The 26,484-nt window shown below is 70.5% G+C and carries 28 protein-coding genes; 11 read left to right on the forward strand and 17 right to left on the reverse strand.

Annotated elements, in window-relative coordinates:
* Nucleotides 1-4 precede the first annotated feature (4 nt).
* From IE262_RS04985 to IE262_RS05015, 7 genes are all read right to left on the reverse strand, one after another.
* Entirely contained in the window at nucleotides 5-532 is a 528-nt protein-coding gene (locus IE262_RS04985; RefSeq protein WP_189871480.1) for a hypothetical protein, read from the reverse strand.
* Nucleotides 533-664: 132 nt separating this feature from the next.
* Nucleotides 665-1,348, reverse strand: coding sequence for a uracil-DNA glycosylase (gene ung, locus IE262_RS04990; RefSeq protein ID WP_134031529.1), 684 nt, complete (start codon nucleotides 1,346-1,348; stop codon nucleotides 665-667).
* Nucleotides 1,349-1,483: 135 nt separating this feature from the next.
* Nucleotides 1,484-3,064, reverse strand: coding sequence for an ABC transporter substrate-binding protein (locus IE262_RS04995; protein ID WP_189871482.1), 1,581 nt, complete (start codon nucleotides 3,062-3,064; stop codon nucleotides 1,484-1,486).
* 200 nt (nucleotides 3,065-3,264) lie between these two features.
* Nucleotides 3,265-4,032, reverse strand: coding sequence for an SDR family oxidoreductase (locus IE262_RS05000; protein ID WP_189871484.1), 768 nt, complete (start codon nucleotides 4,030-4,032; stop codon nucleotides 3,265-3,267).
* 18 nt (nucleotides 4,033-4,050) lie between these two features.
* The gene (gene fabG, locus IE262_RS05005) at nucleotides 4,051-4,812 is read right to left on the reverse strand and encodes a 3-oxoacyl-ACP reductase FabG (protein WP_189871486.1); all 762 of its coding nucleotides are present in this window, start codon (nucleotides 4,810-4,812) and stop codon (nucleotides 4,051-4,053) included.
* 169 nt (nucleotides 4,813-4,981) lie between these two features.
* Nucleotides 4,982-5,392, reverse strand: coding sequence for a DUF3037 domain-containing protein (locus IE262_RS05010; protein WP_134031541.1), 411 nt, complete (start codon nucleotides 5,390-5,392; stop codon nucleotides 4,982-4,984).
* Nucleotides 5,389-6,144, reverse strand: coding sequence for a HipA family kinase (locus IE262_RS05015; RefSeq protein ID WP_134031544.1), 756 nt, complete (start codon nucleotides 6,142-6,144; stop codon nucleotides 5,389-5,391). Before IE262_RS05015 ends, IE262_RS05010 begins: the two co-directional genes overlap by 4 nt.
* 200 nt (nucleotides 6,145-6,344) lie before the next feature.
* Between IE262_RS05015 and IE262_RS05020 the strand changes: the two genes are divergently transcribed.
* Complete coding sequence (locus tag IE262_RS05020; RefSeq protein ID WP_189871488.1) at nucleotides 6,345-6,827, forward strand: Rieske (2Fe-2S) protein; 483 nt, start codon at nucleotides 6,345-6,347, stop codon at nucleotides 6,825-6,827.
* A 12-nt stretch (nucleotides 6,828-6,839) separates the two neighbouring features.
* Here IE262_RS05020 and IE262_RS05025 read toward each other — a convergent pair whose 3' ends face one another.
* Nucleotides 6,840-7,535, reverse strand: coding sequence for a cysteine hydrolase family protein (locus IE262_RS05025; protein WP_134031550.1), 696 nt, complete (start codon nucleotides 7,533-7,535; stop codon nucleotides 6,840-6,842).
* A 114-nt stretch (nucleotides 7,536-7,649) separates the two neighbouring features.
* Between IE262_RS05025 and IE262_RS05030 the strand changes: the two genes are divergently transcribed.
* The gene (locus tag IE262_RS05030; protein ID WP_189871492.1) at nucleotides 7,650-8,117 is read left to right on the forward strand and encodes a pyridoxamine 5'-phosphate oxidase family protein; all 468 of its coding nucleotides are present in this window, start codon (nucleotides 7,650-7,652) and stop codon (nucleotides 8,115-8,117) included.
* Here the strand turns inward: IE262_RS05030 and IE262_RS05035 are convergent.
* Entirely contained in the window at nucleotides 8,109-9,035 is a 927-nt protein-coding gene (locus tag IE262_RS05035; protein WP_134031556.1) for a LysR family transcriptional regulator, read from the reverse strand. The two genes, IE262_RS05030 and IE262_RS05035, sit on opposite strands and share 9 nt — an antisense overlap.
* Before the next feature lie 75 nt (nucleotides 9,036-9,110).
* Between IE262_RS05035 and IE262_RS05040 the strand changes: the two genes are divergently transcribed.
* Nucleotides 9,111-10,055 carry a DMT family transporter gene (locus IE262_RS05040; protein WP_189871494.1) on the forward strand — a complete coding sequence of 315 codons (945 nt, stop codon included), beginning with the start codon at nucleotides 9,111-9,113 and terminating at the stop codon, nucleotides 10,053-10,055.
* A 15-nt stretch (nucleotides 10,056-10,070) separates the two neighbouring features.
* Here the strand turns inward: IE262_RS05040 and IE262_RS05045 are convergent, their stop codons facing one another.
* On the reverse strand, nucleotides 10,071-11,402 hold the full coding sequence (locus IE262_RS05045; protein WP_189871496.1) for an aminotransferase class I/II-fold pyridoxal phosphate-dependent enzyme: 1,332 nt from the start codon (nucleotides 11,400-11,402) through the stop codon (nucleotides 10,071-10,073).
* 35 nt (nucleotides 11,403-11,437) lie between these two features.
* On the opposite strand from IE262_RS05045, the gene IE262_RS05050 reads away from it, so the two are divergent.
* Entirely contained in the window at nucleotides 11,438-12,121 is a 684-nt protein-coding gene (locus IE262_RS05050) for a pyridoxamine 5'-phosphate oxidase family protein (protein WP_134031692.1), read from the forward strand.
* A 148-nt stretch (nucleotides 12,122-12,269) separates the two neighbouring features.
* On the opposite strand, the gene IE262_RS05055 is transcribed toward IE262_RS05050, so the two are convergent.
* The 3 genes from IE262_RS05055 to IE262_RS05065 form a co-directional block, all read right to left on the reverse strand.
* On the reverse strand, nucleotides 12,270-13,232 hold the full coding sequence (locus IE262_RS05055) for a DMT family transporter (RefSeq protein ID WP_189871498.1): 963 nt from the start codon (nucleotides 13,230-13,232) through the stop codon (nucleotides 12,270-12,272).
* 230 nt (nucleotides 13,233-13,462) lie between these two features.
* Complete coding sequence (locus IE262_RS05060; RefSeq protein WP_189871500.1) at nucleotides 13,463-14,518, reverse strand: EamA family transporter; 1,056 nt, start codon at nucleotides 14,516-14,518, stop codon at nucleotides 13,463-13,465.
* 113 nt (nucleotides 14,519-14,631) lie between these two features.
* Entirely contained in the window at nucleotides 14,632-15,198 is a 567-nt protein-coding gene (locus IE262_RS05065; protein WP_229877091.1) for a Clp protease N-terminal domain-containing protein, read from the reverse strand.
* A gap of 238 nt (nucleotides 15,199-15,436) precedes the next feature.
* Between IE262_RS05065 and IE262_RS05070 the strand changes: the two genes are divergently transcribed.
* A complete protein-coding gene (locus IE262_RS05070; protein WP_134031574.1) occupies nucleotides 15,437-15,865 on the forward strand; it encodes a type II toxin-antitoxin system Rv0910 family toxin in 429 nt (142 codons plus the stop codon).
* 106 nt (nucleotides 15,866-15,971) lie between these two features.
* On the opposite strand, the gene IE262_RS05075 is transcribed toward IE262_RS05070, so the two are convergent.
* Nucleotides 15,972-16,610, reverse strand: a complete 639-nt coding sequence (locus IE262_RS05075) for a PadR family transcriptional regulator (RefSeq protein ID WP_189871504.1) — start codon at nucleotides 16,608-16,610, stop codon at nucleotides 15,972-15,974.
* A gap of 477 nt (nucleotides 16,611-17,087) precedes the next feature.
* On the opposite strand from IE262_RS05075, the gene IE262_RS05080 reads away from it, so the two are divergent.
* The 3 genes from IE262_RS05080 to IE262_RS05090 all read left to right on the forward strand — a co-directional run bounded on the left by IE262_RS05080 (nucleotide 17,088) and on the right by IE262_RS05090 (nucleotide 19,491).
* A complete protein-coding gene (locus IE262_RS05080) occupies nucleotides 17,088-17,984 on the forward strand; it encodes an aminoglycoside phosphotransferase family protein (RefSeq protein WP_189871506.1) in 897 nt (298 codons plus the stop codon).
* A gap of 326 nt (nucleotides 17,985-18,310) precedes the next feature.
* Nucleotides 18,311-19,012: a Clp protease N-terminal domain-containing protein gene (locus IE262_RS05085; RefSeq protein WP_229877092.1), complete on the forward strand. Its 702-nt coding sequence runs from the start codon at nucleotides 18,311-18,313 to the stop codon at nucleotides 19,010-19,012.
* Between the two features lie 140 nt (nucleotides 19,013-19,152).
* A complete protein-coding gene (locus IE262_RS05090) occupies nucleotides 19,153-19,491 on the forward strand; it encodes a hypothetical protein (RefSeq protein ID WP_189871508.1) in 339 nt (112 codons plus the stop codon).
* A 184-nt stretch (nucleotides 19,492-19,675) separates the two neighbouring features.
* Here IE262_RS05090 and IE262_RS05095 read toward each other — a convergent pair whose 3' ends face one another.
* A complete protein-coding gene (locus IE262_RS05095; protein ID WP_189871510.1) occupies nucleotides 19,676-20,281 on the reverse strand; it encodes a hypothetical protein in 606 nt (201 codons plus the stop codon).
* Between the two features lie 284 nt (nucleotides 20,282-20,565).
* Here IE262_RS05095 and IE262_RS05100 point away from each other — a divergent pair, with 284 nt between their 5' ends.
* On the forward strand, nucleotides 20,566-21,345 hold the full coding sequence (locus IE262_RS05100; protein ID WP_134044110.1) for an SDR family NAD(P)-dependent oxidoreductase: 780 nt from the start codon (nucleotides 20,566-20,568) through the stop codon (nucleotides 21,343-21,345).
* A gap of 160 nt (nucleotides 21,346-21,505) precedes the next feature.
* Nucleotides 21,506-22,315, forward strand: coding sequence for a PhzF family phenazine biosynthesis protein (locus tag IE262_RS05105; protein WP_189871512.1), 810 nt, complete (start codon nucleotides 21,506-21,508; stop codon nucleotides 22,313-22,315).
* Between the two features lie 37 nt (nucleotides 22,316-22,352).
* Here IE262_RS05105 and IE262_RS05110 read toward each other — a convergent pair whose 3' ends face one another.
* Both IE262_RS05110 and IE262_RS05115 read right to left on the reverse strand, forming a co-directional pair.
* Nucleotides 22,353-23,153 carry a CPBP family intramembrane glutamic endopeptidase gene (locus tag IE262_RS05110; RefSeq protein ID WP_189871671.1) on the reverse strand — a complete coding sequence of 267 codons (801 nt, stop codon included), beginning with the start codon at nucleotides 23,151-23,153 and terminating at the stop codon, nucleotides 22,353-22,355.
* A gap of 444 nt (nucleotides 23,154-23,597) precedes the next feature.
* Nucleotides 23,598-25,118 carry a glutamate-cysteine ligase family protein gene (locus tag IE262_RS05115; RefSeq protein ID WP_134044102.1) on the reverse strand — a complete coding sequence of 507 codons (1,521 nt, stop codon included), beginning with the start codon at nucleotides 25,116-25,118 and terminating at the stop codon, nucleotides 23,598-23,600.
* A 569-nt stretch (nucleotides 25,119-25,687) separates the two neighbouring features.
* On the opposite strand from IE262_RS05115, the gene IE262_RS05120 reads away from it, so the two are divergent.
* Entirely contained in the window at nucleotides 25,688-26,266 is a 579-nt protein-coding gene (locus tag IE262_RS05120; RefSeq protein ID WP_134044099.1) for a hypothetical protein, read from the forward strand.
* Nucleotides 26,267-26,484 lie beyond the last annotated feature (218 nt).

The raw sequence follows: 26,484 nt of genomic DNA on the forward strand, positions 1-26,484 counted from the left end.
GGACCTAGGGTCGCTGTCCGGGCAGTCCCGGCCGCTCCTCCTGCCCGCCGATGGAGTCGCGCCCGTTCAGTCGCAGGTCCAGGCGGTTCATCGCCGCGCGGATGCCGTCGCCGTAGCTGTCGTCGCCGAGGGCGTCGACCGCCTCGTAGGCCAGGCTGAGGTGGCTGCGGGCGGCCTCCGTGCGGTCGAGCTTCGCGTAGTCGGCGGCGAGGTTCAGGTGCAGTGACGGGTAGAAGGCGCGCACCGCGAGCGAGTGGTGGTGGTCCTCCACCCGCCCGTCGGTCAGCTCCTCGGCGGCCAGCAAGGCCCGCAGGTCCCAGGCGAGTTCGTCGGCGGCGTCCTCCTGGGTGTCCGCCATGTAGTGCGCCAGCGTGCAGCGGTGCAGTGCGTCGCCGTCCTCGCCGATCTCCCCCCACAGTTCCAGGAAGCGGTCCCGCGCCTCGTCGACGTCACCGGCGTGGTGCAGCATGACGACCTGGCCGATCCGGGTCATCACGGGGTCCGGCGCCGCCTGTTCCTGTTGCTCCGCCACCGCGTCCTCCTTGCTCGTCGTCAGTCCCTCAGGACGCTAACGGCAGGCACTGACAATCGCGGTCAGGCGGCTCCGTACGGCCACTGGGCCAGGCCGGTGACGGTCCCGGTGGCCGTACGGCGGGTGATCGGGTCAGCCCAGGTTCGGAATCGTCCAGTCGATCGGATCGTGGCCCTGCGCCGCCACCGCCTCGTTGATCTGCGTGAACGGGCGGGAGCCGAAGAACTTCTTCGCGGACAGCGGCGAGGGGTGCGCGCCCTTCACCACCAGGTGCCGTTCCTGGTCGATCAGGGGCAGCTTCTTCTGCGCGTAGTTCCCCCACAGCACGAAGACCGCCGGGTCGGGCCGGTCCACGACCGCGCGGATCACCGCGTCGGTGAACTTCTCCCAGCCCCTGCCCTTGTGCGAGTTGGCCTCGCCGGCGCGGACCGTGAGCACCGCGTTGAGCAGCAGTACGCCCTGTTCGGCCCACGGCATCAGATAGCCGTTGTCCGGGACGGGCGTGCCCAGCTCCTCCTGCATCTCCTTGTAGATGTTCCGCAGCGAGGGCGGGGTCTTCACGCCCGGGCGCACCGAGAAGCACAGGCCGTGGCCCTGGCCCTCGCCGTGGTACGGGTCCTGGCCGAGGATCAGCACCTTCACGCGGTCGTACGGCGTCGCGTCCAGCGCGGCGAAGACCTCCTCGCGGGGCGGGTAGACGGGACCCTTCGCGCGCTCCTCCTCGACGAACTCGGTGAGCTCCTTGAAGTAGGGCTGCTGCAGTTCCTCGCCCAGGACGCCGCGCCAGGACTCGGGCAGCATGGCGATGTCGGTCACGTCAACTTCCTCCGGTGTGCGCTCACTTCATACGGCCGCACAGCGCGCGACCGTGGGCCGCCGTGCGAGAGCACGGCCGCCTTCCGAGCACAGAACCTACAGGCGCCCACTGACAACCGCGCCCCGAAAGGGGAGCTACCAGCTGGTCTTCCAGGACAGCGCCCACATCGTCATCATCGTCGCCGGGTCGATGGCCTGCTCGGCGCCGGCGATCTCCACGTTGGCGGCCACGTACTGCTTGCCCTGCCACAGCGGCAGCAGCCGGGCGTCGTCCACGAAGATCTGCTGAGCCTTCTCGAACTCCTCGGCCACGGCTCCGCGGTCGCTCTTCCGGCGCGACTCGGGGAGCAGCTTGCCCGTGATCTCGGGGGCCTCATAGGGGGTACCGAGCGCGTTCTGTTCGCCCACGAAGGGGGCGACGAAGTTGTCCGCGTCGGCGAAGTCGGGGAACCAGCCGCGCCCGAACACCGGGTACTCGCCCTTCCGGTAGCCCTGCACATACGTCTTCCAGGGGCGGCTCTTGAGCGTCACGGTGAACAGGCCGGAGGCTTCGAGCTGTCGCTTCAGCTCCTGGAAGGCGGGCTCGGTCTGGGAGCCGTAGCGGTCGCTGGTGTACCACAGGGTGAGCGGGACGCGTTCGGTGATGCCCGCGTCATCGAGGATCTGCTTGGCCTTCTTCGCGCTGGGGTCCCCGTAGTCGTCGAAGAAGCCCGTGGTGTGGCCTACCAGCCCCCTGGGGATCATGGAGTACAGCGGTTCGACGGTGTCCTTGTAGACCTTGTGGGCGAGCGCCGGGCGGTCGACGACCTGGGCGACCGCCTTGCGGACCGCCGGGTTCTTGGCCCAGGGGTCCTTCGGGTTGAACACCAGGTAGCTGATCTCGGTGGTGGGGTTCTCGATGAGCTGGAGCCCCTGCTCCTCGCCGCCCGCCTGGATGTCGACGGTGTCGGAGGCGGGAAGACCGCGGTAGATGACGTCGATCCGCTTCTTCTTGAGGGCGTCGACCATCTGCGACGACTGCTGGAAGTAGCGGATGGTGACGGCGTTGTTCTTGCGGTCCGCGATGCCTTGGTAGCTGTCGTTGCGCACGAGCCGGGCCTTGTCGCCGTCGTCGTAGGACTCCAGGTTGTACGGTCCCGAGCCGGTGATGCTGCCGTCCTCGCGGAGCGAGTCCGCGGGGTACTCCTCGGGGTCGACGATCGACATGGCGGGCGTGGTCAGCACGAAGGGGAAGGTGGCGTCGGGCTCGGAGAGGTGGAAGACGACCTCGCGGTCGCCCTTGACCTGCACTCGGGAGAGGGTCCCCAGCAGACCCGCCGGGCCGCCGTTGACGTTGATCTTCTTGACCCGGTCGATGGAGTACTTGACGGCCTCCGCGTTCAGCTCGTGCCCGTCGGCGAACTTCAGGCCCTCGCGGAGCTTGCAGCTGTACACCGTGCTTGAGCCGTCCGTGAACGCGCAGCTCTCGGCGGCGTCGGGCTGGGGCTCGGAGGCGTCGGGGGAATAGTTCAGGAGGGTCTGGAAGACGTTGCGGAACAGCTCCCAGGAGCTGTCCCAGGCGGCCGCCGGATCCAGGGTGCTCGGGGTGCTGGTGGTCCCCACGACGATCGGCCGGTCGTCGTCGGACGAGTCCGAGGAGAGGACGCCACATCCGGCGACCATGGTTATGGATGTGGCCGCCGCCAGCTGACGAAGGCATCTGTCCCGCTTGAACACGCGCACCATCCTCGATCGGGCGTACCGCAAGGGTGCGCAGACCTTACCGCAGTGTTCGCCCCATGGGACCCCGCCCCTGGAACGGGCCTTGATCAGCGAGTATGTCCGTGCCGTGAAGGAATGGTGTTCTCCGTTTGTGCCTCGCGGCCGGTGGGCGTCCGCGCGTTTCTCGGGAGCCGCGCGGACGCCCACCGCCGCCGTCAGCCGACGCCTGCGTTGAGCAGGATGCCGCCGTCGACCACCAGTGTCTGGCCCGTGATCCAGTCGGACTGCTCCGAGGTGAGGAACGCGGCGGTGCCGCCGATGTCCGACGGCACCCCGAGCCGTCCCAGCGGGTAGGAGGCGGCGGCCTCCGCCTCGCGCCCCTCGTACAGGACCTGCGCGAACTTGGTCTTCACCACCGCGGGCGCGATCGCGTTGACCCGCACCTTGGGCGCGTACTCGTGCGCGAGTTGCAGGGTCAGGTTGATCATGGCGGCCTTGCTGATGCCGTACGCGCCGACGAACGGGGAAGCGGACACGCCTGCGATGGAGGCGATGTTGACTATCGCGCCACCGTTGTCCTTCTGCCAGGCGTGCCAGGTCTTCTGGGCCAGGCCGAGGGCCGAGACGACGTTGGTCTCGAAGACCTTGCGCGCCACGTTCAGGTCGAGGTCGGCGATCGGGCCGAAGACCGGGTTGGTGCCGGCGTTGTTGACCAGGAAGTCGACGCGGCCGAACGCCTCCATGGTGCGCTCGACGGCGACTGCCTGGTGGGCCTCGTCGTGGGCCTTGCCGGGGACGCCGATGACGCGGTCGGCGCCGAGCCGCTCGACGGCCTCCTTCAGGGCGTCCTCGTTACGGCCGGTGACGCACACGCGGTCACCGCGGCGGACAAGTGCCTCGGCGACGCCATAGCCGATGCCGCGGCTGGCGCCGGTGACGATCGCGACCTTGCCCGAGGGCTCGGGGAGCTGAGCGGAAGTCATGTTCTTCGTCTCCGGATCTCAGTTGAGCGGTCCGCCGGCGACGTACAGCACCTGGCCGGAGACGAAGCCGGCGGCGTCACCGGTGAAGTAGGCGATGGCGCCGGCGATGTCGTCCGGGGTGCCGACGCGCTGCACGGGGATCTGGGTCGCGGCGGCGGCCTGGAACTCCTCGAAGTCCATGCCGACGCGGGCGGCGGTGGCGGCGGTCATGTCGGTGGCGATGAAGCCGGGCGCGACGGCGTTGGCCGTGATGCCGAACTTGCCGAGTTCGATGGCGAGGGTCTTGGTGAAGCCCTGCAGTCCCGCCTTGGCGGCCGAGTAGTTGACCTGGCCGCGGTTTCCGAGCGCGGAGGACGACGAGAGGTTCACCACGCGGCCGAACCCCGCGTCCACCATGTACTTCTGGACGGCCCTGGTCATCAGGAAGGCGCCCCGCAGGTGCACGTTCATGACCGTGTCCCAGTCGGCGGAGCTCATCTTGAACAGCAGGTTGTCGCGGAGCACGCCCGCGTTGTTCACCAGGATCGTCGGGGCCCCGAGTTCCTCGGCGATCCGGGCGACGGCGGCCTCGACCTGCGCCTCGTCGGAGACGTCACAGCCGACCGCGAGGGCCTTGCCGCCGGCGGCGGTGATCTTCTCCACGGTGTCCTTGCACGCGGACTCGTCGAGGTCGAGCACCGCGACGGCGCGGCCCTCCGCGGCCAGTCGTACGGCGGTCGCGGCGCCGATGCCGCGCGCGGCACCCGTGACCACGGCGACCCGCTGCTCAGTGGTGGACATTGCTGCTTCTCCTCGCCCTCGGAAAGCGTGTGGACGGCCCTGGAAGCCCAGGGACACCTTCTGGTGAGCCTGCGGCCGCGCGGTACGCCCTTCCGATGAGCGACCGCTTAGTACCTTGCCCGGACGTGACGCTAGAAGCCCCGGCAGCCGGTGTCAACGGCACACGGCCCTACGTGACCAGGAGGTCGAGCAGCCGCTCCGCCTCCGCCCCGGGGTCGATGGTGAGCCCGGTGTGCACGGGCCCTGGCTGGACGACCGTGGAGCGGGGCGCGATCAGCCAGCGGAAGCGCCGCCCGGCGTCGTCGCGCGCGGCCTGGCCCGCCGCCTCGCCTCCGGCGCACACTCCCTCGACGGCGCGCAGGGCGGCCCGTACCCCCGCGACGTCCGCCCCGGGGTCCAGCGCCAGCAGCTTGGTCTCGTCGAGGTGCGTGCGTGCGGCCACGAAGGACCGGGCACGGCAGTACACGAGCACGCCCGCGTTGAAGCACTCGCCGCGCTCGACGCGGGGCACGACCCGCAGCAGCGCGTACTCGAAGACGTCCTGCTCCCTCGACCGGGTCCCCAGGGTGCGCTCGCTCACGTGATCCCCTCGATGCGTTCGTGGATGACGGCGGCCCTCGCCAGCAACTGCTCCGCGTATGCCCGCCGCAGCTCGTCCGGGTCGCCGAACCCCGGCTCGCCGGCCAGCCACACCTCGGGGATCTCGGCGGTGACCTCGGCCAGCAGGTCCTCGGTGACCAGGGGCGCCAACGCGTCGGCGGCGCCCGCGACATCCGGCCCGAAGGGCGCCAGCGCGTGGTCGGAAGCGTCGTACGGCCGCTCGGCCAGAGTCCGGGCGCCGGGCCAGTTGTGGTGCCAGATCATCGTGGCGCCGTGGTCGATGAGCCACAGGTCGCCGTGCCACACCAGGAGGTTGGGATTGCGCCAGGAGCGGTCCACGTTGCCCACGAGGGCGTCGAACCAGACGATCCGGCCGGCCTCCTCGGGGCTCACCGGGAAGGCGAGGGCGTCGAAGCCGATCGCGCGGGACAGGAAGTCCATGCCCAGGTTGGCTCCGCCGCTCGCCTTGAGCAGGCCCTGCACCTCCTGGTCGGGCTCGCCGAGACCCAGCACGGGATCCAGGTCGATCGTCACCAGGCCGGGCACCCGCAGTCCGAGCCGGCGGGCGAGCTCGCCGCAGACGACCTCCGCGACGAGCGTCTTGCGGCCCTGGCCCGCGCCGGTGAACTTCATGACATAGGTGCCGAGGTCGTCGGCCTCGACCAGTCCCGGCAGCGACCCGCCCTCACGCAGCGGCGTGATGTAGCGGGTCACGGTGACTTCTTTGAGCATCGCCCCAGATTACTGGGGCGACGGACGGATGCCGGAGACGGCCCGGCGGCGGTGCGCCACCCTCCGACAGCGAACCGACAGCTCCGCTTTACCCATGTCTCATCGCATACGGGCGAAGATTTCGGCATCGTCTGAACAGGCGATCTCTGCCGGCCGTACCTGTCGGCAGATGCACACCCCCCATGGAAGGGAACCCCAGCATGACCAGCGCACCGCACCAGCCCGCATCGAAACCGGCCCGCCGCGCCGTGATCGCAGCAGCCGGAGCGACGGGGCTCGCCGTCGCGCTGACCGCGTGCGGATCGGACAACGACTCCTCGTCCGCCTCCTCGAACTCCACCGCCGCCGGCACCGAGCAGGGCGACAGCGCGAGCAGCGGCGGCGCGGGCTCGGGCGGCACGGAGGTGGCGAAGACCTCCGACATCCCGGAGGGCGGCGGCATGGTCTTCGCCGACCAGAAGATGGTGGTCACGCAGCCGACGGCGGGCCAGTTCAAGGCGTTCTCGTCGACGTGCACCCATCAAGGCTGTGCCGTGAAGAGCGTCAAGGACGGCGTCATCAACTGCCCCTGCCACAACAGCAACTTCTCGATCACCGACGGCAGCGTGAAGAGCGGCCCGGCGACCAAGCCCCTGCCCGCCATGGAGATCACCGTCGACGGCGACTCGATCAAGATGGCCTGAGCCGGCGGGCTCTCAGGCCCGCGGGCGGGGCCGCCCGATGCATTCCAGCACCTCGTCGGTGGTCACGACCGTGGCGACCAACGCGAGGGTGTTGCGGATCATCGCGGGGGTGTACTCGGAGGGCACTCCCGCGATGGCGTCCCCGGGTACGACGGCCGTGTAGCCGAGGTTGACGGCGTCGAACACGGCGTTCGGGACGGCCACGTTGGCCGAGACACCGGTCACGACCAGGGTGCGGCAGCCGAGGTTGCGCAGCAGCGCGTCGAGACCGGTGCCGGCGAGCGGTGAGAGTCCGTGCAGCCGCCGCACGACCAGGTCCTCCTCGGCGACCTCGACGGGCGGCGCGAGGCGTACCGCCGTGGTACCCGACAGTTGCTGGACGGGCAGCCGTTCAGCCGCACGGAACAACCGGGCGTTGCGGCTCGCGCCGCGGCCGTCGGGCCGCCGCTCGGCGACGGCGTGCACGACCTGCACCCCGCTCTCGTGGGCCGCGGCGACCAGCCGGGCGACGTTCGTCAGCGCGCCCGACGAGCGTGCCTCCTGCGCCAGTTCGGGCAGTGCGCTGTCCGGGCCCACGACACCCCGCTGGCACTCGACGGTGAGCAGCACCGTGGTCGCGGGGTCGAGCAGAGCGCTGAGCGCTGCGAGTCCTGTTGGCTCGGTTCGCCTCCGGGGCGGTCCCTTCGGCTCACTCGCGTACGACGGCATGGCTCCCCTTCGTCCTGTCACCGGCACTCGGGGCGGGCGAGCGTAACGTCCCTTGCGCAGGGGCGGAAGACGACTCATGCTGTTTTTTGACGCGGCGTCAGAAAAGGAGCTTCCATGGCCGTCACGCAGCGCCGGGGCCGGAAAATCATGATGGCACCGGCCGAGCTGGACGAGTTCCTGGCCACGCAGCGCACCTGCCGGGTCGCGACGGTCTCGGCCGACGGATCACCGCACGTCAGCCCGCTGTGGTTCGTCTGGGACGGAACCTCGCTGTGGCTGTACTCGCTCACACGCAGCAAGCGGTGGGCCGACCTGCGCCGTGATCCGCGCGTCGCCGTCACGGTCGACGCGGGCGAGGACTACGGCGAGCTGCGGGGCGTGGAGCTGTCGGGCACCGTGGAGTTCGTCGGGGAGGCGCCTCGTACGGGCGAGCCGGTCCCCGAACTCGCCTCGGTCGAGCGCCTGTTCGCCGGCAAGAACTTCGGCCTCACCGAGATGCCGCACGACGGCCGGCACGCGTGGGTACGGCTGACGCCGGAATCGGTCACTTCGTGGGACTTCAGGAAGCTGGCGTCACGGTGATGCGGGTGAGGCCGCCGAGCCGATGCTCTCCCCCGCCTTCCGCAGGGCCTCCACCGCCGCCCTGATCGACGGGCGCCGGTCGGCGTCCGCGCGCCACACCGCGTAGATGTACCGGTGGACGCCATGCCGCAGCGGTACGGCCCGCACCCCCGCCGGCATCGGGTCACGTCCCAGCCGAGGTGCGACACAGACACCCAGCCCGGCGGCGACCAGGGCGAGTTGGGTCTGGTGCTCCTCGGCGCGATGGGCGATGCAGGGCTCGATGCCCTTGCCCCGCAGCGTGTAGAGCAGCCACTCGTGACAGAACTCGCCCTCGGCCCAGGCGACCCACTCCTCGTCGGCGAAGTCCTCCAGGTCGACCGCGTCCCGGCCGGCGAGCGGGTGCCCCTCGGGCATCGCGATCTCCACGGGGTCGTCCAGGATCGCCGCCTTGGCGAGCCCTTCGGGCATGGGCAGGGGCTTGTTGTACCAGTCGAGGACGAGGGCCAGGTCGGCGTCGCCCCGGATCACCGTGTTGACCGCGGACTCGGGCTCCAGCTCGCGTGAGCGCACCCGCAGTGCCGGGTGGTCGGCCCGCAGCGCGCTCAGGACCGCCGGGAACAGCCCGCGCATCGCTGTCGGGAACGCGGTCAGCCGCAGCTCGCCCACCACCTGCCCGCGCTGCGCCTCCAGGTCGGACTGCGCGAGCTCGACCTGCGACAGGATGCGTGCGGCGTGGTCGGCTAGCAGCCGTCCCGCGTCGGTGAGGCGCACCCCGCGCCCGTTCCTGGCCAGGAGCTGCTGTCCCACCTCGCGCTCCAGCTTGGCCATCTGCTGGGAGACGGCCGACGTCGTGACATGCAGCCCCTCGGCCGCTCCGCTGACCGAGCCGTGCCGGGCCAGGGCGTCGAGGGTGCGCAGGCGCTCCAGGTTCAACATGTAAGTGATGCTACGAGATTCCGCTCACTAATTCTCGCTTGTGCTACGAGATCGCTGGGAGGCATCGTGACGCCCATGACCACCGCCACGGGCGCCTCCCGCCCGTCCACCCGCACCACGGCCACCGCCGAACGTCGCCGTCCTTCCGTCGGCTGGCGCGTCCGCTTCGGCTTCCTCGCCCTCATCTGGGGCTTCAGCTTCCTCCTCATCAAGGTCGGCACGGAGGGCTACGCACCCTTCCAGGTGACCTTCGGACGGCTGCTGTTCGGGACGGCGGTGCTCGCGGTGGCGATGGCGGTGAAGCGGGAGCGGCTGCCGCGCGGGGCCCGCACCTGGGGCCACCTCGCGGTCGCGGCCCTGCTGCTGAACGCGCTGCCGTTCTCCCTCTTCGCCTATGCGGAGCTGACGATCCCGTCCACGCTCGCGGGCATCTGCAACGCGACCTCACCCCTGTGGGGCATGGCCCTGTCACTGGTCGCGCTCTCCGAGGACCGGCCGACGCGGGTGCGGGTCGCCGGGCTCGGACTCGGCTTCCTCGGCGTGCTCACGGTGCTCGGCGCCTGGCAGGGCTTCCGCAGCCTCGACGCCTCGGGCACGGCGATGGCTCTGCTGGCCTCGCTCAGTTATCCGATCGGCTGGATCTACGTCCGCCGCACACTGGCGGGCTCCGGCCACTCGAACCTCTCGCTGACGGGCGCCCAGTTGTTGCTGGCCACCGTCCAACTCGCCATCGTCACCCCGCTGTTCACGTCCCTGCCCGCCGGCTTCCCGGTGCTTCCCCTGCTCGCGATCGTCGCGCTCGGCGCCCTCGGCACCGGTCTCGCGATGCTCGTTCAGTACGGCATCGTCGCCGAGGTCGGCCCGACCACCGCTCAGATGGTCACGTACTTCATTCCCGTGATCGCCACAGCGGCGGGCGTCGCGATCCTCGGCGAGTCGCTCACCTGGTCCACTCCGGTCGGTGCGGTGATCGTGCTGGCGGGCGCGGCGCTGACCCAGGTGAAGCCCCGGAGACGGTGAGCGCCGGACGGGGCGTCACACATAGCGCCGAGCGGGCGCCGGGCGGATCGCCGAGGCCACGGCGTCCGCCACGGGCCCGGTCTCGCCCTCCGTGAGTGTGGACACCGTGATCCGGATGCCGGACGGGGCGCTCAGACGGAAGCGGGCGCCGGGTGCCACGGCCCAGCCGGCGTGCAGCAGCCGGGCGACCGCGCCGGTCTCGTCCGGGACCGGAACCCACACGTTCATCCCGCTGCGCCCCTGCGCCGCCACCCCGCGCTCCGCGAGCGCACCGATCAGCGCGTCCCGCCTTCCCCCGTACGCCCCCGCCACGGCCCGCGCGTCCACGGCACCGTCGGCCCACAGCCGCACCACCGCCCGCTGCACCAGCCGGCTCACCCATCCGGGCCCGAGTCGCTGCCGCCCCCGCACCCGGTCCACGGTCACGGCGTCGCCGGTGAGCACGGCGAGCCGCAGGTCGGGCCCGTAGGCCTTGGCTACCGAACGGACGAAGGCCCAGTGGTGCGTGACACCTGCCAGCGGGTGGAGGGGCTGGTCGACGATCCGGTACCCGTGATCGTCCTCGATCAGCAGGGTCCCCGGGTGGTCCGCGAGCACGGACCGCAGGGCACGCGCGCGCGTGGCGGTCACCGCGGCGCCGGTCGGGTTCTGCGCCCGGTCCGTCACGATCAGGGCCCGCGCCCCGGCCTCCAGAGCACGGCGTACGTCACCGGGGAGAGGCCCTTCGTCGTCGACGCCCACGGGGACCGTGCGCAGCCCGAGCGCAGGGACGAGGTCGACCACACTGCCCCACCCCGGGTCCTCGACGGCCACCGTGTCGCCCGGCCTGAGGTGCGCGGCCAGGACGCGCTCGATGGCGTCGAGCGAGCCGGAGGTGACGGTGACCGGGCCGTCCGGCACACCGTCGGTGTCCAGGTCCGCGCGCGCGATCCGTGCCAGTTCCGGCTCGACCGGGGCCCGGCCGTAGAGAACGGGGTCACGATCGCCCTGTTCGGCGGCGGCCGCGAACGCCTTCACGAGCGGCGGCAGCAGCGCCGGGTCCGGATTGCCGTCGGCGAGGTCGCGTACACCTTCCGGTACGTCCACCCGGAGGTACTCGCGCCCTGTCGTGGCCGGTTTGGACCGCACCCGGCTGCCGCGGCGCCCGGCGGTCTCGATGACCCCGCGCTCACGCAAGGTGCGGTAAGCGGCCGCGACCGTATTCGGATTCACGCCCAGCTCGGCCGCCAACTCCCTCATCGGCGGCAGCAGTTGCCCCGGCTCCAGTTCTCCGGAACCCACCGCACGCTCGATGCTCGCCGCGATCTCTGCTGCGCGACGCCCTTCGATCCGATACTCTCCTAGCACAAAGCAGATTATGCACTAGCGCAATGGAGACCGCAATGCAGGGGACCCCGCAGCCGACCTCGCCGCCCACCGCCTACACCCCGACCGACCGCACCGTCCCCACCCGCTCCGCACAGAGGGCCTCCTACGACAAGGACGTGGTGCACGCGATACTCGACGACGGCTTTGTCTGCCACCTCGGCTTCGTGCGGGACGGCGCTCCGGTCGTGCTGCCCACCCTGTACGCCCGGTCCGGCGAGCGGCTCTACCTCCACGGCTCGACGGGGTCGCGCCCGCTGCGCATGACCGGCCAGGCCGATCCCGGCCTCGCGGTATGCGTGACGGTCACGCACGTCGACGGGCTGGTGCTCGCCCGGTCCGCCTTCCACCACTCGATCAACTACCGCTCCGTGGTGGTGCACGGCGTCGCCCACCAGGTGACCGACCCGGAGGAGAAGCGTCTGGCCCTGGACGCGCTGGTGGACCAGGTCGTGCCCGGCCGCTCACGTGACGCGCGGCCCGCCAACGGCAAGGAGTCCGCCGCCACCGCGGTGATCCGCCTCGACCTCGACGAGGTCTCCGCCAAGATCCGCACAGGCGGTGTCAATGACGAGCCCGAGGACCTCGCCCTCCCCCACTGGGCCGGCGTCGTCCCGCTGCACAAGGGCTACGGCACGCCGGTGCCCGACCCGGACCTGGCGCCGGGCACGGAACTCCCCGACTACCTGGCGGTGCTGTGATGCTGTCCACCCGTGGGACGCGCCCCGGCCGGCCGCCCACCACTGGGGGACGCCGCGGCGCGGGAACTCAGGTGCGCCGACGAGACGTGTGGGCTGCCGGCAGGTGACGGTGCGGGCCCCGCCGAGGGGGCCCGCACCCACCCGTCCCTCACACGTGTACCGCCTCCTCCGCCACCGCGCCCGCACCCCGCGCCTCCGCCAGCGCGAGCCCGGCGACCGACCCGAGCAGCAGCAGCGTGCCGACGGCTGTCGCCGCCGTCAGCCGCTCGCCGAGCAGCGCAACGGCGAGCACCGTCGCGCTCACCGGCTCCAGCAGCATGATCACGGACACGGTGGCCGAGCGGACGACGGCCGCACCGGCGAAGTACAGCGCGTAGGCGAGAGCCGTGGGGATGGCGGCGATGTACGCCAGGAGCCCCAGCAGCAGAACAGGTTGGGCAGTCGCCGGGACCAGCCCCTCGGCCAGGCCGGGCGGCAGCAGACACAGACTCGCCACCGCGAACGTCCACGCGGTCGTACCGGAGGCGTCGCCCCCGCCGTCACGCCCCCACCGCCGGGTGAGCAGCGTCATCACGCAGTACCCGGCAGCCGACACCACCGCGAGCAGCACGCCCCACGGCCGTACGCTCGTCCCGCCGCTGCCGAGCACGAGGACGGCGAGTCCGACGAGCGCCCCGGCGACGGCTGCGACGCCGCCTCGTCCGAGGCGTTCGCCCAGGGTCAGCCGGGCGCCCAGCGCGATCAGTATCGGCCCGGCGCCCAGCGTCACGACGGTCGCCACGGCGAGGCCGGTCTCGTCGACGGCGGCGAAGTAGGCGGTCTGGAAGACGGCCAGCCCGATGCCCGTCGCCCCGGCCCGCAGAGCCTTGCGGCCGAGCGGTTCGCGGACGGTCGTGAGGGCGACGGCGGGCCGGGGGCGCGGGAGGCGTCGCACGGCGAGCAGCAGGACGAGCCCGGCGGCGCAGCGCCAGAAGGAAAGGGCGACCGGCCCCATGTCACTGGCCCGGTAGACCAGGGACGCGGCCGCGCCCGCGGTGCCCCAGGCGGCACCGGCGACGATCAGAAAGAGGAGGCCTCGCCCTGTGGGCAGGCCTGATACAGCGTTCGACACGTGTTCTCTCCGCAGAGACAGAAGTTCGGGAAAGGACCACGTCGTCGCCGGGGTGAGGCTTGCTGGGCGCTGATGTGCGCTCGGCACGGCTCACCGGCGTACGGAAAGGTCCTGGGACTTCTTCTGCGGGCAGCACCGCTCCGCCCTGCCGTCGGCAGGACGTGGTTTCCGGAGGCCCGCCTCAGGCGGCCGGAGGAGGAAGAACAAGCGTCGACGGCATGATCCGCATCCTACGAGGCGCTTCCAGGGGCCGACAACTGCCTCTCGGGACCGCCCGCCCCGCTGCCGTCCGTTGCGGCACCGTTGCCCTGAGCATGGCCCGGGCCGCCCGCGACCGGCTCGTCCGGGATCTTGGCGGGCGTGGCGGACTGTGCGATGAAGGCGCCGGCCAGGACGATGCCACCGCCGATGAGTTGGGGAGCGGAGAGGTGTTCGCCGAGCAGTACCCAGGCGAGCACGGTCGCGATGACCGCCTCCAGGCAGGCCACGACGCCCGCGACCTGTGGGGAGAGCCTGCGGACGGCGACCACTCCGGTCACGTACGCGAGGACCGTCGCGATCAGCACGACCCAGCCGAGCAGCAGCCAGGCCGCGACGGCCGTGCCGTCCATGCTGACGGTTCCCCCGAGCACGGACCAGTCCATCGTCCAGGGGCGGGTCACCACGGTGAGCACGAGGGCGCCCACGAGCAGGCCGTACGCGATGACGCCGAGCGGGTCCGGAGCCTCCTCGCCGGCGTCGGCGCCCTGGTCGGACAGGACGAAGTAGCCGACCTGGCAGCAGGCGGCGGCGAGGGCGAGCAGCAGACCGAGGGCGTCGAAGGCCATCCCCGACCACACCTCGACGACACAGGCGAGTCCGCCGACCGCGAGCACGACCCCCACGGCCGCGGCACGCGTGACGGGCCGTCGCTGCACGAACCGGACCCAGCCGAGCAGGATCGCGGGCGCCAGGTACTCCACGAGCAGCGCGACACCGACCGGGATCCGCGAGAGCGCGGCGAAGTAGCAGGCCTGTACCCCGGCGACGGCGAGCAGGCCGAACCCTGCGAGCAGTGCGGGCCGGCGACGCGGGAGCGCCCGGTGGCGGACGGCGAGCGGCAGCATCACCAGCGCGGCGCCCGCGACCCGCAGCCACACCACGTGGAGCGGGTCGAGGCCCTCCTCGATCAGCGGCTTCGCCGCGACACCCGATCCGCCGAAGGCGATCGCCGACCCGAGCGCGAGCCCGAGGCCGACGCCCCTGCCGCGGTCGCCCTGACTGCCCTGAGTGGTGTGCACCGGCACATGATGACAGGCGATGACATGAGCGTCACCCCCTTTGACACCTGTCTCAATGTCTGGACGGTCCGGGCTCCGGACGAGGCACACCGCGGTGCCCGCGCCCGTCCGGCAGCGCCTCAGCGGGCGGCGTCCCCACCCGCCGGGCGCCCTGCCTGCCCGCCCTCGATCCGCTCCGACAACTCGTCCGCGGCGATGCCCGCGCGTCCGAGGACCTCCACGGCACGTGACTCGGGGTCCGCGATGATCGCGGCGAGGAGATCGATCCCGCGGGCCCGTACCCGACCCCATCGCGCGGCACGCCCGTACGCACCCTCCAGCGCCCCGGCCGCCACCGGTGACCAGCCCGCCACGCCGGTGAGCACGGGTACGGCTCCGGAGTCCTCGACGCCGCTTTGCCAGCGCAGTCCGTAGCCGATGCTCCGCTGCACGAGGTATCCGAGCAGCCGGGCGATCCGCGGGCCGTCGCCGAAGACGGCGCGCACCTCGGGGTCGGACTCCAGGAGCGTGTGCAGCAGATGGGCGGTGTCGATCTGCCGGTCCCCGTCCCGCAGCGCCCGCCTGCGCGCGCCCGCGATCACCGCTGCCAGTTCGTCGGTGAGCCGGGCATCGGGCTCCGCACCTGTCCGGTCGCGGCTTGTCCGGTCGTGTCCGGCGGCTGACTGCCGGGGAATACGGGGTCGCACATGCCCCACCCCATCAGTCCCTTCCGGCCGGGTCATCCCCGCCCGGCAGCATTTCCGCGTCCGACACAGGTTGGGCATGGATGCGCCGCTTCTCCTCCTTACGGATGAGAACACCCCTTCGGGGACGACATCAGCACGTTCACCACCGGACGCTTTCTGACGGCTCATCAGTATTGAATGTTCCAGGCCGTGCGGCTACGTTCCGCGACACCGCAGCCCGAGACGAAGAGGTGGTCGCATGGCCGAGGTCAGCGCGGAGGCACGCATCGAGGCACCCGCCGAGAAGGTGTGGGCCCAGCTCGTCGACTGGTCCGCGTACGGGGAGTGGAACACGACACACACCGCCTTTCCCAAGGGTGGCCCGGCGACCCTCGCGGTCGGCGGCACCTTCCAGGAGAACCTGAAGCTCATGGGCTTCCCGGCCGAGGTCGAGTGGACCATCGCGGAACTCGAACCCGCCCGGGTGCTCACCATCCGCGGCAAGGGCCCGATGGCCGTGGACCTCTCCACGCGCTACACGCTCACGCCGGACGGCTCCGCCACCACGGTCCGCATCGACGGCGCGTTCACGGGTGCGGCCGTGGCCCTGATGGCGGGCAAGCTGAAGGACTCGGCGACGGCCGCGCTGAACGAGTCGCTGCGAAAGCTGGGCGGACTCGTGGCGTAGGAACGAAAGCACGGCTCCGCACCGACCGCCCCTCCGGCGCGCAACAAGGCGCCCCGCGGACCACATCCGCGGGGCGCCCCATGCCGCACCATGGGCCTGTCGGCTGTCAGTCCTCGTCGGCGAGGATCAGATACAGCTTCTTGCGGGCCTCGTTGATGACCGCCAGCGCCTTGTCGCGCTGGTCCTTGCTGCCGGTCTTCCAGACCTGGCCGAACGCCTCCATCAGACCGAAGCCGGCCTGCCGGATCTCGCTCAGCGCCTCCCAGTCGACTCCGCGCGAGGCCTCCTCCCACGGCGCCTCGGGCCCCTCCTCGGCCGCCGTACGACCCGACTCGGTGAGCGAGAACAGCTTCTTGCCGCCCTCGGTCTCACTGGCGATGAGGCCCTCGTCCTCCAGCAACTGGAGGGTGGGGTAGACCGAGCCGGGGCTGGGCTTCCATGCCCCGCCGCTACGCTCGGCGATCTCCTGGATCATCTCGTAACCGTGCATGGGCCGGTCCCTGAGGAGCGCCAGGATCGATGCCCGTACGTCACCGCGCCGTGCCCTCCCCCTCGGCCCTCCCCTGCCGCGCCCGCCCCACGGGCCCGGACCGAAACCCGGCCCGAAACCGGGGCCACCATGCCCCGGCCCGAACGGCCCGAAGGCACCGCGCAGCGCCTCGAAGTCGGGGCGCCCGTGCGGGCCGCACCCACCGTGACGTCCATGTCCACGCTCGAATCCGTAGTCCTGTCCACGGGTACGCATCGCATTCACTCCATTCCATCGTTGATCTGTCGCGATGCCTCAACGATATATCGGCATAGTTCGCATGGCAAGCCTCGCAGAGCAGGCACGCCTGACCTGTCTCAGCGAAGGTCGACTACGCCGGTGGGCCGCTCTTCGGTGAGCAGCCGCCGATGCCGCACATGGGCATCCCGCCTGCGAGGAAACGCCGCAGGTAGGGGCGGGAGGCAGTTGGCATGGCGGGCGATGAACGGACAGCAGCCTTCACCGGCGATCGGCCGGACCTGGAATGGGAGCTTGGCGATCGGCTCGCCGTCCCGTCTCAAGTGATCTGGTCCGAGCCGCAGTTGTGACCTGGGGCGACCGGACGGTTGAGACGCCTGGGCGGCCGAAAATCTCAGTTGATCTGGACCTTGGCGTATGAATACTGACAGTCGTCTCAGTTGATCCGGTCTGCTTCCAGCGTTTCGAATGGGACCGGTGGAAGGGCCTGCGAGCATGACCATGCACGATGACCAGGTGGACGTGACCACCGAAATCGTTGCGACCTTGCTCCAAGAACAGTTCCCTCAGTGGAGCGGCAAGGCGATCCAACTCCTGTCGTCGACCGGCACGGTCCACGCCATCTTTCGCATCGGCAACGACCTCTCTGCGCGTTTCCCACTGCGTCTGGCCGATGCCGCCGAGGCGCTGGCGGTTCTGGAACAGGAAGCCCGGGCGAGCGCGGAACTGGCACAGGTGTCCCGGTTCCCCGCCCCGGAACCCGTCGCCTTGGGAAAGCCTGGAGCGGGTTATCCCATGCCGTGGTCGGTCCAGACATGGGTGCCGGGAACGGTGGCCTTTGATGCCGACCCGGGTGGGTCGGACGCTTTCGCCGAGGACCTTGCGGCCTTCATCGCAGACCTGCGGGACGCCGAGACGCGGGGGCGGCTTTTCAGCGGCGAAGGTCGTGGCGGTGTTCTCGCTGACCACGACGATTGGATGGCGAAGTGCTTCGAGGAGAGCAAGGGGCTGCTCGACGTGCCCCGGCTGCGCCAGGTGTGGAGCAACTTTCGGGAGTTGCCACGCACGGGTGCCGACGTGATGAGCCATGGTGACTTGATTCCAGGCAATGTACTGGTCGCGGGAGACCGGCTCAGCGGCGTACTGGACACCGGCGGCTTCGGCCCGGCCGACCCCGCGCTGGATCTGGTCAGCGCCTGGCACCTGTTGCAGCCAGGCCCGCGGGAAGTGCTCCGACGGACACTGGCCTGTGACGATCTGGAGTGGGAGCGCGGCAAGGCTTGGGCGCTCCAACAGGCGATGGGTGTCGTCTGGTACTACATCGAGAGCAATCCGACGATGAGCAGAATGGGGCGCCGGACACTCGACCGCATCCTGAAGTCGATGGAGTGAGTCGCCCCCACCGACAACAGCACCAACAGGAACAGAACGGGTGGGACGGGACATCACGCGCTCGCTCCCCCCCCTGACATCGCATCTGGACTGATTGCCACCGAAGTTGGACCGGTGGTCACGAAGATCAGGCGGGATCGGCATGGGTGGGGTCGGCTGCCTGCTTCTTGCGGCGGTAGCGGCCGCGGTCCGCGCAGGGCCTTCGAGCAGTTGCAGCGGACCCGTCGGCGGCCCCCATTACCGCTACTGACGGCCTGCCTGCCGACACTAGTCATGAAGGCAAGTTCGCCTTGACAATTCCAAACTGTCAAGGCGAACTTGCCTTCATGACTCTCCCAGACCTGGACGACCTCATCGCGGAAGTCGACAGGAGATGCGACACCGCGCACCTCGCCGGCAGACAGGAGCAGCCAGACTGGCTCGCCCTGCTCACGGTCGCAGCGCACCTCTCAGGCCAACTACAGGCCCTCGCAGACGACTTGGTCGAGGACTACGTCGAGCACTGCCGGATGCACGGCTCGTCCTGGACAGACATCGGCACCGCTCTGGGCGTGACCCGGCAAGCGGTCCAGCAGCGCTTCCACGCCCCGCACAAGCGCTACAGCCCCGAGACGATGACCGGCAGCCTCCGCGAAGCGATGGTCCACGTCAAACAGGCGGCGGTGCAGCACCGCAACAACTACATCGGCACCGAGCACCTGCTCTGGGGACTGACCGCGGAGGACAACAGCGCCACCAAGCTCCTGCGGACCGTCGGCGTCTCACCGGAAACAGTCCACCGTTCCGTCGGGTCCCGGCTCAGCATGGGGGCTTCCCAGGCAGCCGAACGGATCGCCTGGACTCCCTACTCCCGCAAGGCAATTTCCATCGCCGAGGCACGATCCGAACAAAACGGATCAGGCCATATCGACTGCGACGACCTCCTGATCGGCCTCGCCCAAATTGGCCGCGGAGTTGCCGCCGCAGTCCTGACCGACGCCGGCTTCACCCTGGCATCCATCGACGACACATCTGCGGACGCTCACTGATCGCAGCAACGGCGGACGGGCAATATCGCCCCACCCAAGTCCGGGCAACCCTCGACAGATCGCCGTTTGTCTCAACGAACCGAGTCCACGCCTCTTACTGACGTCAGTCACCAAAGCGCCAAGTGATCGTTTAACCAGGCATGAACAACATGAAGAAGCTTGCGACGCTGTTCGCAGCATGCGCCCTTCCTCTTCTTGCCGCTACGCCGGCGAGCGCCGAGGTTGACAGCCGATGCGGCAGGTACATCTGTGTGATGACGGCGCACCACAACAGGTTCGTGCAGGACATCACCGTCCAGACCAGGGACGGACTCCCCGGAACGCTGCGCTCGTACTGGGGGAACTTCCGCTCCTCAAGGGTTGTCGCCGCCAGGCACCGTTGGGTGGTGGGCTACGAGCAGGCGGGCTCCAAGCTCGTCTGCGGAGACCTGGAACGCGACGGCCGAGTGATCGAGGACCGGATCTGCGTCTCCATCTGAGTCGTTCCTGCCTGCCCCGCGGCCTCACGGGCCGGGGGGGCAGGCTCGCGCGCCATCGGGCAAGCTTCGATGGCACACGGATCCGCTGCACGCCGCTGAATCAATACGCAAGGGACGCGCGATACGGAATCGCGTGCCGAAAGGGTCCGTCAGCAAGCTGACGGACCCTCATGCGAGATTGAGGCTAGTAGGGCAAATTGCCGCGCCGCTCGTCGTACCCGGCTCTGCCGTTCTCAAGATAGTCGTCCAAGGCCTTCTCCAGCCCCTGCAGCAGGAGGTGGCTGAGCAGCAGGCCGACGGCGCTCCCGATCGCGAGCCAGCACGCGACGGCCACCGGATGGTCGAGCACCGTCCCCACCCAGGCACCGCCTCCCGCACCCGCGGTGGTGAGGATGCCGGGTAACGCGGGCGGCAGCATCTCCGTCCGCACCAGACGGGAGACGATGAGCCCGATGACGAGACTGCCGATGGCGAGCCCGGCGAAGAAGCCTGCCATCGGCGGCAGGCGGTCGATGCCCATCGTGCCGATCCAGTACCCCAGCGCGGCGCCGAGCGCGGCGCCGATACCGTAGCCGAGCCTGCCGATCCCCTCGCGGCGCTTCTCGTCGTCAGCGCTCACTGTCGAGCGGACGAGTCCGCTGCCGATGGTCGTGCCGCTGACGAAGCCGCCGTAGGCACCCACCAGAGCTCCCGTCCAGGAACCGATCGGGGCACCGATGAACGCGCCCGTAACGACACCGCATGCGGCGCCGAGGATCCGGCCGGCATGCAACCGCCAGTTCTGTCCCATCCGTCCAATGTATGGGGAGTGATCCGGGGGTGGTAGCCGGAACTTCGAAGAAGGAGGGCCCGCCACCCGGCCTCCCCCTGATGAGGATTCGCCGGACGCGAAGCGGGGCAGCTCCGCGATGGCCGACTCCGCCATGCGGCTCAGTTCCGTGCCGAGCGAGCCCGCGATGTGCGGCGTGGTCACAAGCCTGGGGCGGGACCAGCTTGTCTGCGACGCAACAGCTCCGCCCCGGCCACCGTCGCCCCGGCCACCGTCGCCGTGGACGCGCCGTCTAAGGTGCGCGCATGACCTCGCACAGCTACCTCTCCGAACTGTTCTCGCTGGACGGCCGGGTCGCCGTGGTGACCGGTGGCAGTTCCGGCATCGGCCGGGCCATCGCCGGTGCGCTCGGGCGGGCGGGCGCCAGCGTGGTGATCGTGGCGCGCGGGGAGGCGGAGCTGGCCGCTACGGTCGACGAGCTGGCGGCGGACGGTTGCCGGGCAGCCTGGGTGAGCGCCGACCTGAGCACCCGCGACGGGGTGCGCGCGGCAGCGGAGCAGGCAGCCGAGGTGTTCGGCGAGCCCGACATTCTCGTCAACAGCGCCGGGATCAACCTGCGTCCGCCGATGGACGAGCTGAGCGAGGACGTGTGGGACACCACGATGGCGGTGAACCTGGAGGCGCCCTACCTGCTGGGCCGGCGGTTCGGGCCCGGCATGGCCGAGCGGGGCTTCGGGCGGATCATCCACATCACCTCCCAGCAGGCGCACCGGGCGTTCGTCCAGAGCGGCGCATACGGGGTCTCCAAGGGGGCACTGGAGTCGCTGGCCCGCTCGCAGGCCGAGGCCTGGTCGCCGTACGGCGTCACCTGCAACACGCTGGTGCCGGGCTTCGTCATGACCCCGCTCAACGCGCGGTTGTCGTCCGACCCGGAGAAGGTGGCCGCACTGGCCGCGCGCACGATGGTCGGGCGCAACGGCCTGGCCGAGGACTTCGCCGGAGCGGCGGTGTTCCTGGCCGGCCGCGCGTCCGGCTACGTCACCGGGCAGGCGATCTTCGTCGACGGCGGGTTCTCCGTTCACTGACCCACCACATCGGGCGACCAGAACCGGGGCGCGGCCTCGCCACCTCGCCGCGCCCAGCCCCTCGCTGCCCCGAACCCCACTCCCCGGCTCCCCCGAAATGGGTCCAGCACCCCGGAATTGGCCTTGGCCCGCCGCTCCACCGGGCATCTAGCGTCGGACCATGCGGATCCGAATCGTCGACGCCTTCACCGACCGCCCCTTCGCCGGCAACCCGGCCGGGGTCGTCCTCCTCGACGCCTTCCCCGAAGACACCTGGCTCCAGCGCGTGGCCCGGGAGGTCAACCACCCCGAGACGGCGTTCGCCCATCGGCTGCCCGAGAGCGCCGAGGCGGACTGGGCCCTGCGCTGGTTCACGCCCGCCGTCGAGGTCGCGATGTGCGGCCACGCCACGCTGGCCACGGCACACGTCCTCGCCACCAGCGGGGCGCATTCCGGCACCGTCAGGTTCGCCACCCGCAGCGGTGTCCTCGTCGCGACACCCCACGAGGACGGGTCCCTCACCCTGGGCTTCCCCACCGCACCCATCGCCCCGGCCGAGCTCCCCGACGGCGTGGCCGAAGCACTGGGCGCCCAGCCCCTCACCGCCCTCGACACCGGCCCGAACATCGGCGACCTGCTGCTCGAACTCGCCGACGAGAAGACCGTCCTCGGCCTCACCCCCGACCTCAGGGCCCTCGGCGGCTACTCCGAGCGCGGCGTCATCGCCACGGCCCGCGCCGAAGACCCCTCCCAGGGTTACGACTTCGTCTCGCGCTGCTTCTACCCCAACCTCGGCATCGACGAGGACCACGTCACGGGCAGCGCCCACACGGCCCTCGCCCCGTTCTGGTCCGACCGCCTCGGCCGCCCCGCCCTCACCGGCCTCCAGGCCTCACCGCGCGCCGGCCTGGTCCGTACCGAGGTCCGCGGCGACCGCACCCTCCTGACCGGCCGTGCCGTCACGGTCATCGAGGGCGAGCTGCTGGCGTGACGGCACCGAGGGGGCATACCGCCGGCTCCACGCACCCTCACGCCGTCGGCAGCCAGCCCACCTTGCCCGCCAGCAGCGCGTACCCGACGAAGGCGCCGATGTCGAGCAGCGAGTGCGCCACCACGAGCGGCCCGACCCGCCCCCAGCGCCGGTACAGGTAGACGAACACCACGCCCATCACCACGTTGCCGATGAAGCCGCCGATGCCCTGGTAGAGGTGGTACGAGCCGCGCAGCAGCGAGCTCGCCATCAGCGCCGACCCCGGGCTCCAGCCCAACTGGCCCAGCCGGCGCAGCAGATACCCGACGACGATGACCTCTTCCACCACCGAGTTCTGGATCGCGGAGAGGATCAGGACGGGGAACTTCCACCACACATCGGGCAGCGCCTCCGGCACCACCGTGAGGTTGAAGCCGAGTCCGCGTGCCGCGAGGTAGAACGCGATGCCCGTGCTGCCGATCACCGCCGCGACCGCCGCCCCCCACCCGAGGTCGAACCACGGCTTCGTCCGGTCGAACCCCAGCGTCCGCAGCCCCTTGCCGTCACGCAGCAGGAAGTGCGCGACGAGCGCGACCGGCACCAGCGCCGTCGTGATCCCGAAGAGCTGCCAGGCGAGATCCAGCCAGGGACGGCCCGGCGCGGCCGAGGCATTGAGGGTCGCAGCCTGATCCTTGAGCCCTCCTGGTTTCGTGACCGATCCAACAAAGCTGATCAGAGCGGACACTCCACTCGCGCCGAGCGAAAGCCCCAGTACGAGCAGCGTCTCGTTCCGGAGAGTCCGTCGAGCCGCCCCCTCCAACGGAGAGAAATCGGCCACCGCCCCTGCGTCCACCTGCACTCCTGCCTCCAGCTGCGTCATCCCACCGCATCCCCGTCTTCGCCCGGACGGGGCCCTCGGGGAGCCATGTCATGTCACGACGTCCGGACCCGAAGGGCACCATCCCACGGGACGGTCACAGCTTGCCCGATCCTCCCAGGCTGGGCGCATCCGGCCCTCGGCCGCACCATCACGGTCGCGACGGTCTTCGTCCCCACCATCGCCGGAGGTACGGCGGCCGCCGTCCGCCTCCCCCGACATCGCTCCCGCACTCAACGTACGCCTGACGACCGTTACTCAACGTGACGAATCAACGCCGTCACGGAGGCGGGCAGCCAGAGCTGAGCCGGCCGTCCAGCCCGTCCGGCGCTTGAGACGAGGCCGTCCAGGCCGACAGCGGGCCCTGGGGGCGGCAGCCCCCAGGGATGGGACGGGGGTAGGGGCGGTGAGGGCGAGACACACCCCTCACCCCAGCGGCACCGGCTCCGGCAACCCCACCGGCCAGGTGTGCACCGGCTCCCCCACATGCATCAGCTCGCAGTACCGCCGCGTGGTCGCGGCCAGCGCGACATCCCGGTCGAGCCCCTTCTCCAGCGCCCGATGGAACGTTTCCGCCTGCCAACTCGCCCCATTGACCCGCCGTCGGCAGCGCTCCTCGATCACCCCGAGGTAGAGGTCCCGGTCCGCCGGCTCGACGCCCCACGCGTCCAGCCCCACCGCGGCCAACGGCAGCAGCTCGTCGCGCACCAGGCTCACGGCGTCCACCTCCACGGTCCCGCCGCCGTAGCGACCCCGCCGAGGCCACCGCAGACGCGCCTCGATGCCATGCCGGCAGGCCGCGTCGAAGTTGGCGGCGGCGGCCTCGAAGGGCAACCGCGTCCACACCGGCCGCGGCTCCTCGGCGAGCGCCCGCACCACCCCGTAGTAGAACGCCGCGTTGGCTATGACGTCGATGACGGTCGGCCCCGCGGGCAGCACCCGGTTCTCCACCCTCAGGTGGGGTACGCCGTCGGCGATCCCGTACACGGGCCGGTTCCATCGGTACACCGTGCCGTTGTGCAGGACGAGTTCGGCGAGCCTGGGCGTGCCTCCCCGGTCGAGGACGCGCAGCGGGTCCTCGTCGTCGCAGATGGGCAGCAGCGCCGGGTAGTAGCGCAGGTTCTCCTCGAAGAGGTCGTACGCCGAGTCGATCCACCGCTCCCCGAACCAGGTGCGCGGCCGCACACCCTGCGCCTGGAGCTCGGGCGGCCGCGTGTCGGTGGACTGCTGGAACAGCGGAGGCCGCGACTCCCGCCACAGCTCGTGCCCGAACAGGAACGGGGCGTTGGCGCCCACGGCGACCTGCACGGCGGCCACCGCCTGCGCCGCGTTCCACACGTCGGCGAACCGGCCCGGGGTGACCTGGAGATGCAGTTGCACGGACGTGCAGGCGGCTTCGGGCGCGATCGACTTCGATGTGCACACAAGCCGTTCCACACCGTCGATGTCGAGCGCGAAGTCCTCTCCCCGGGCGGCCACGATCTGATCGTTGAGCAGCGTGTAGCGGTCCACGTCGGAGATGTTCGAGGAGACCAGGTCGTCCCGGCCGAGGGTGGGCAGAATGCCGATCATCACGATGCCCGCGTCCAGCTCACCCGCTTTCCGGTCGGCATATGCCAGGGACGTACGGAGCTCCTCGGAAAGCCGGTCGAATACACGGCCCTCCAATCGGTGGGGGGCTATGTTGACTTCCAGATTGAACATGGCCAGTTCTGTTTGGAAATCACGGCTCGCGATGCGCTCCAGCACTTGCGCATTCATCATTCTGGGCAGACCGTCGGCGCCCGCGAGATTCAGCTCGATCTCCAGCCCCATCAGGTTCTTGGGCCGGTCGAACCGCTTCTCCTCCAACAGCCGCCCGAGCACCGTCAGACACTGACGGAGCTTCTCGCGGTAGCGGTGCCGATCGGACAGGTCGAACGACCCCGCCACGACCTTCTCCCCCATCGAAGCGTCCCCTCCTCGGATGGGCAGGCCGACGATCCGGCCGCTGCTGTCCCGGGTCCACGAGGGATGATGCCCAGGCAGCGCGATCAGTAACGTCCCACAGCGAGTCCCTCAACAACTCCCCGGGCGGGCCCGTGACCCGCTAGGCTGACCAAGTACCCATAGGCACATTCACTAGGCATGAAGTGGCACCGGTTTCCGCGCCTTGCGACCTTGTGAAAAAGGCCGACGAGAACCGGCCGTCCGTTGCCCGGGGAAATTCCGAGGTCATCGCCGCGCACCCCGTCTGCAATCGGGATGAAACCCCGCATTACCGAGGCCGAATAGTGCCTTGCTGCGCATATCCGGGACGGCTAGCCGAAACAACGCCTGAAGACTTCTCGTATAAAATTCGCGAAACGAGGCAGAGAGCTGGCGCTCGCGGTCCTCGGCCTGCCGTCGGGCGACGTGCGGCAGACCGCCCTCCCGCACCGGATCCCAAGGCCCCACCTCTCTGAGCCCGAGAGCTGACAGCGCCGTCCGCCCCCGACCTCGCGCCACCGTGCCTGTCGAATGAGAGGCGACCCACCATGCCGCTGCATGTCCCCCCGGCTCCCGCGCCCGCATTGCGCACCGTCCTGACGGCACTCGGTTCCCCCACCGCCGTCCGCGAGGCACGCACCACGTCCCTGCGCAACGCCCAGGGACCAGTGACGCCCGAACTCCCGCTGCCCGTCCACGTACTGGACCGGATCACCCCCGAGGGCGCGTCCGCCACCCGGCTGGCCGGGTGGCGTTTCCTGATCCGCTGCGGCGACCGCGCGGTGGCCGCCGCCGAAACCCGGCTGACGCCCGACGGCTGGGCCTTCTCGCACTTCTTCGAAGGCCCGTACGTCGCCGCCACGGAGCTCGCGCTGCGCGAGGCGGAGTCCGTGCAACAGCCTTATCAGGCACGCCTGTTGTCGGTACCCGAGCTGTACATGCTCACGCTCTGGCTGCACGGCGACTGCGCCGCGGACGGCGCCACCGGCCACCCTGCCGCCACGGACCTCCTGGTCCCGCTCGCTCCCGCCCCACCCGGCATCGCGGCCAACCGCCCCTACCAGGTCGCGGACCTGCTGCCGGTCCTGACCCACCGGGTGACTCCCGCACCACTGCTCAGCGCCTGACACCCCACACCCGGACGACCCCCGTACCCCGCCCCGGAAATGACCGGCGGCGGGGTACGGCTTTCATGCCGACAGGACTCCCGCTCTTTCGGGCGCGATAACGCTCGTAAGAGCCAGAAAGGCCCGTCGGCCGGCGTGGACTAGCCCCATCCGGCCAGGGCGAACCACCCGAAGGGACAGTGCGGCGGGGATGAACCGTCCGCGCGTGAGAAGCGTCA

Origin of the sequence: Streptomyces bluensis (assembly GCF_014650715.1) — a bacterium.
In the GTDB taxonomy this organism is placed as follows: Bacteria; Actinomycetota; Actinomycetes; order Streptomycetales; family Streptomycetaceae; genus Streptomyces; species Streptomyces bluensis.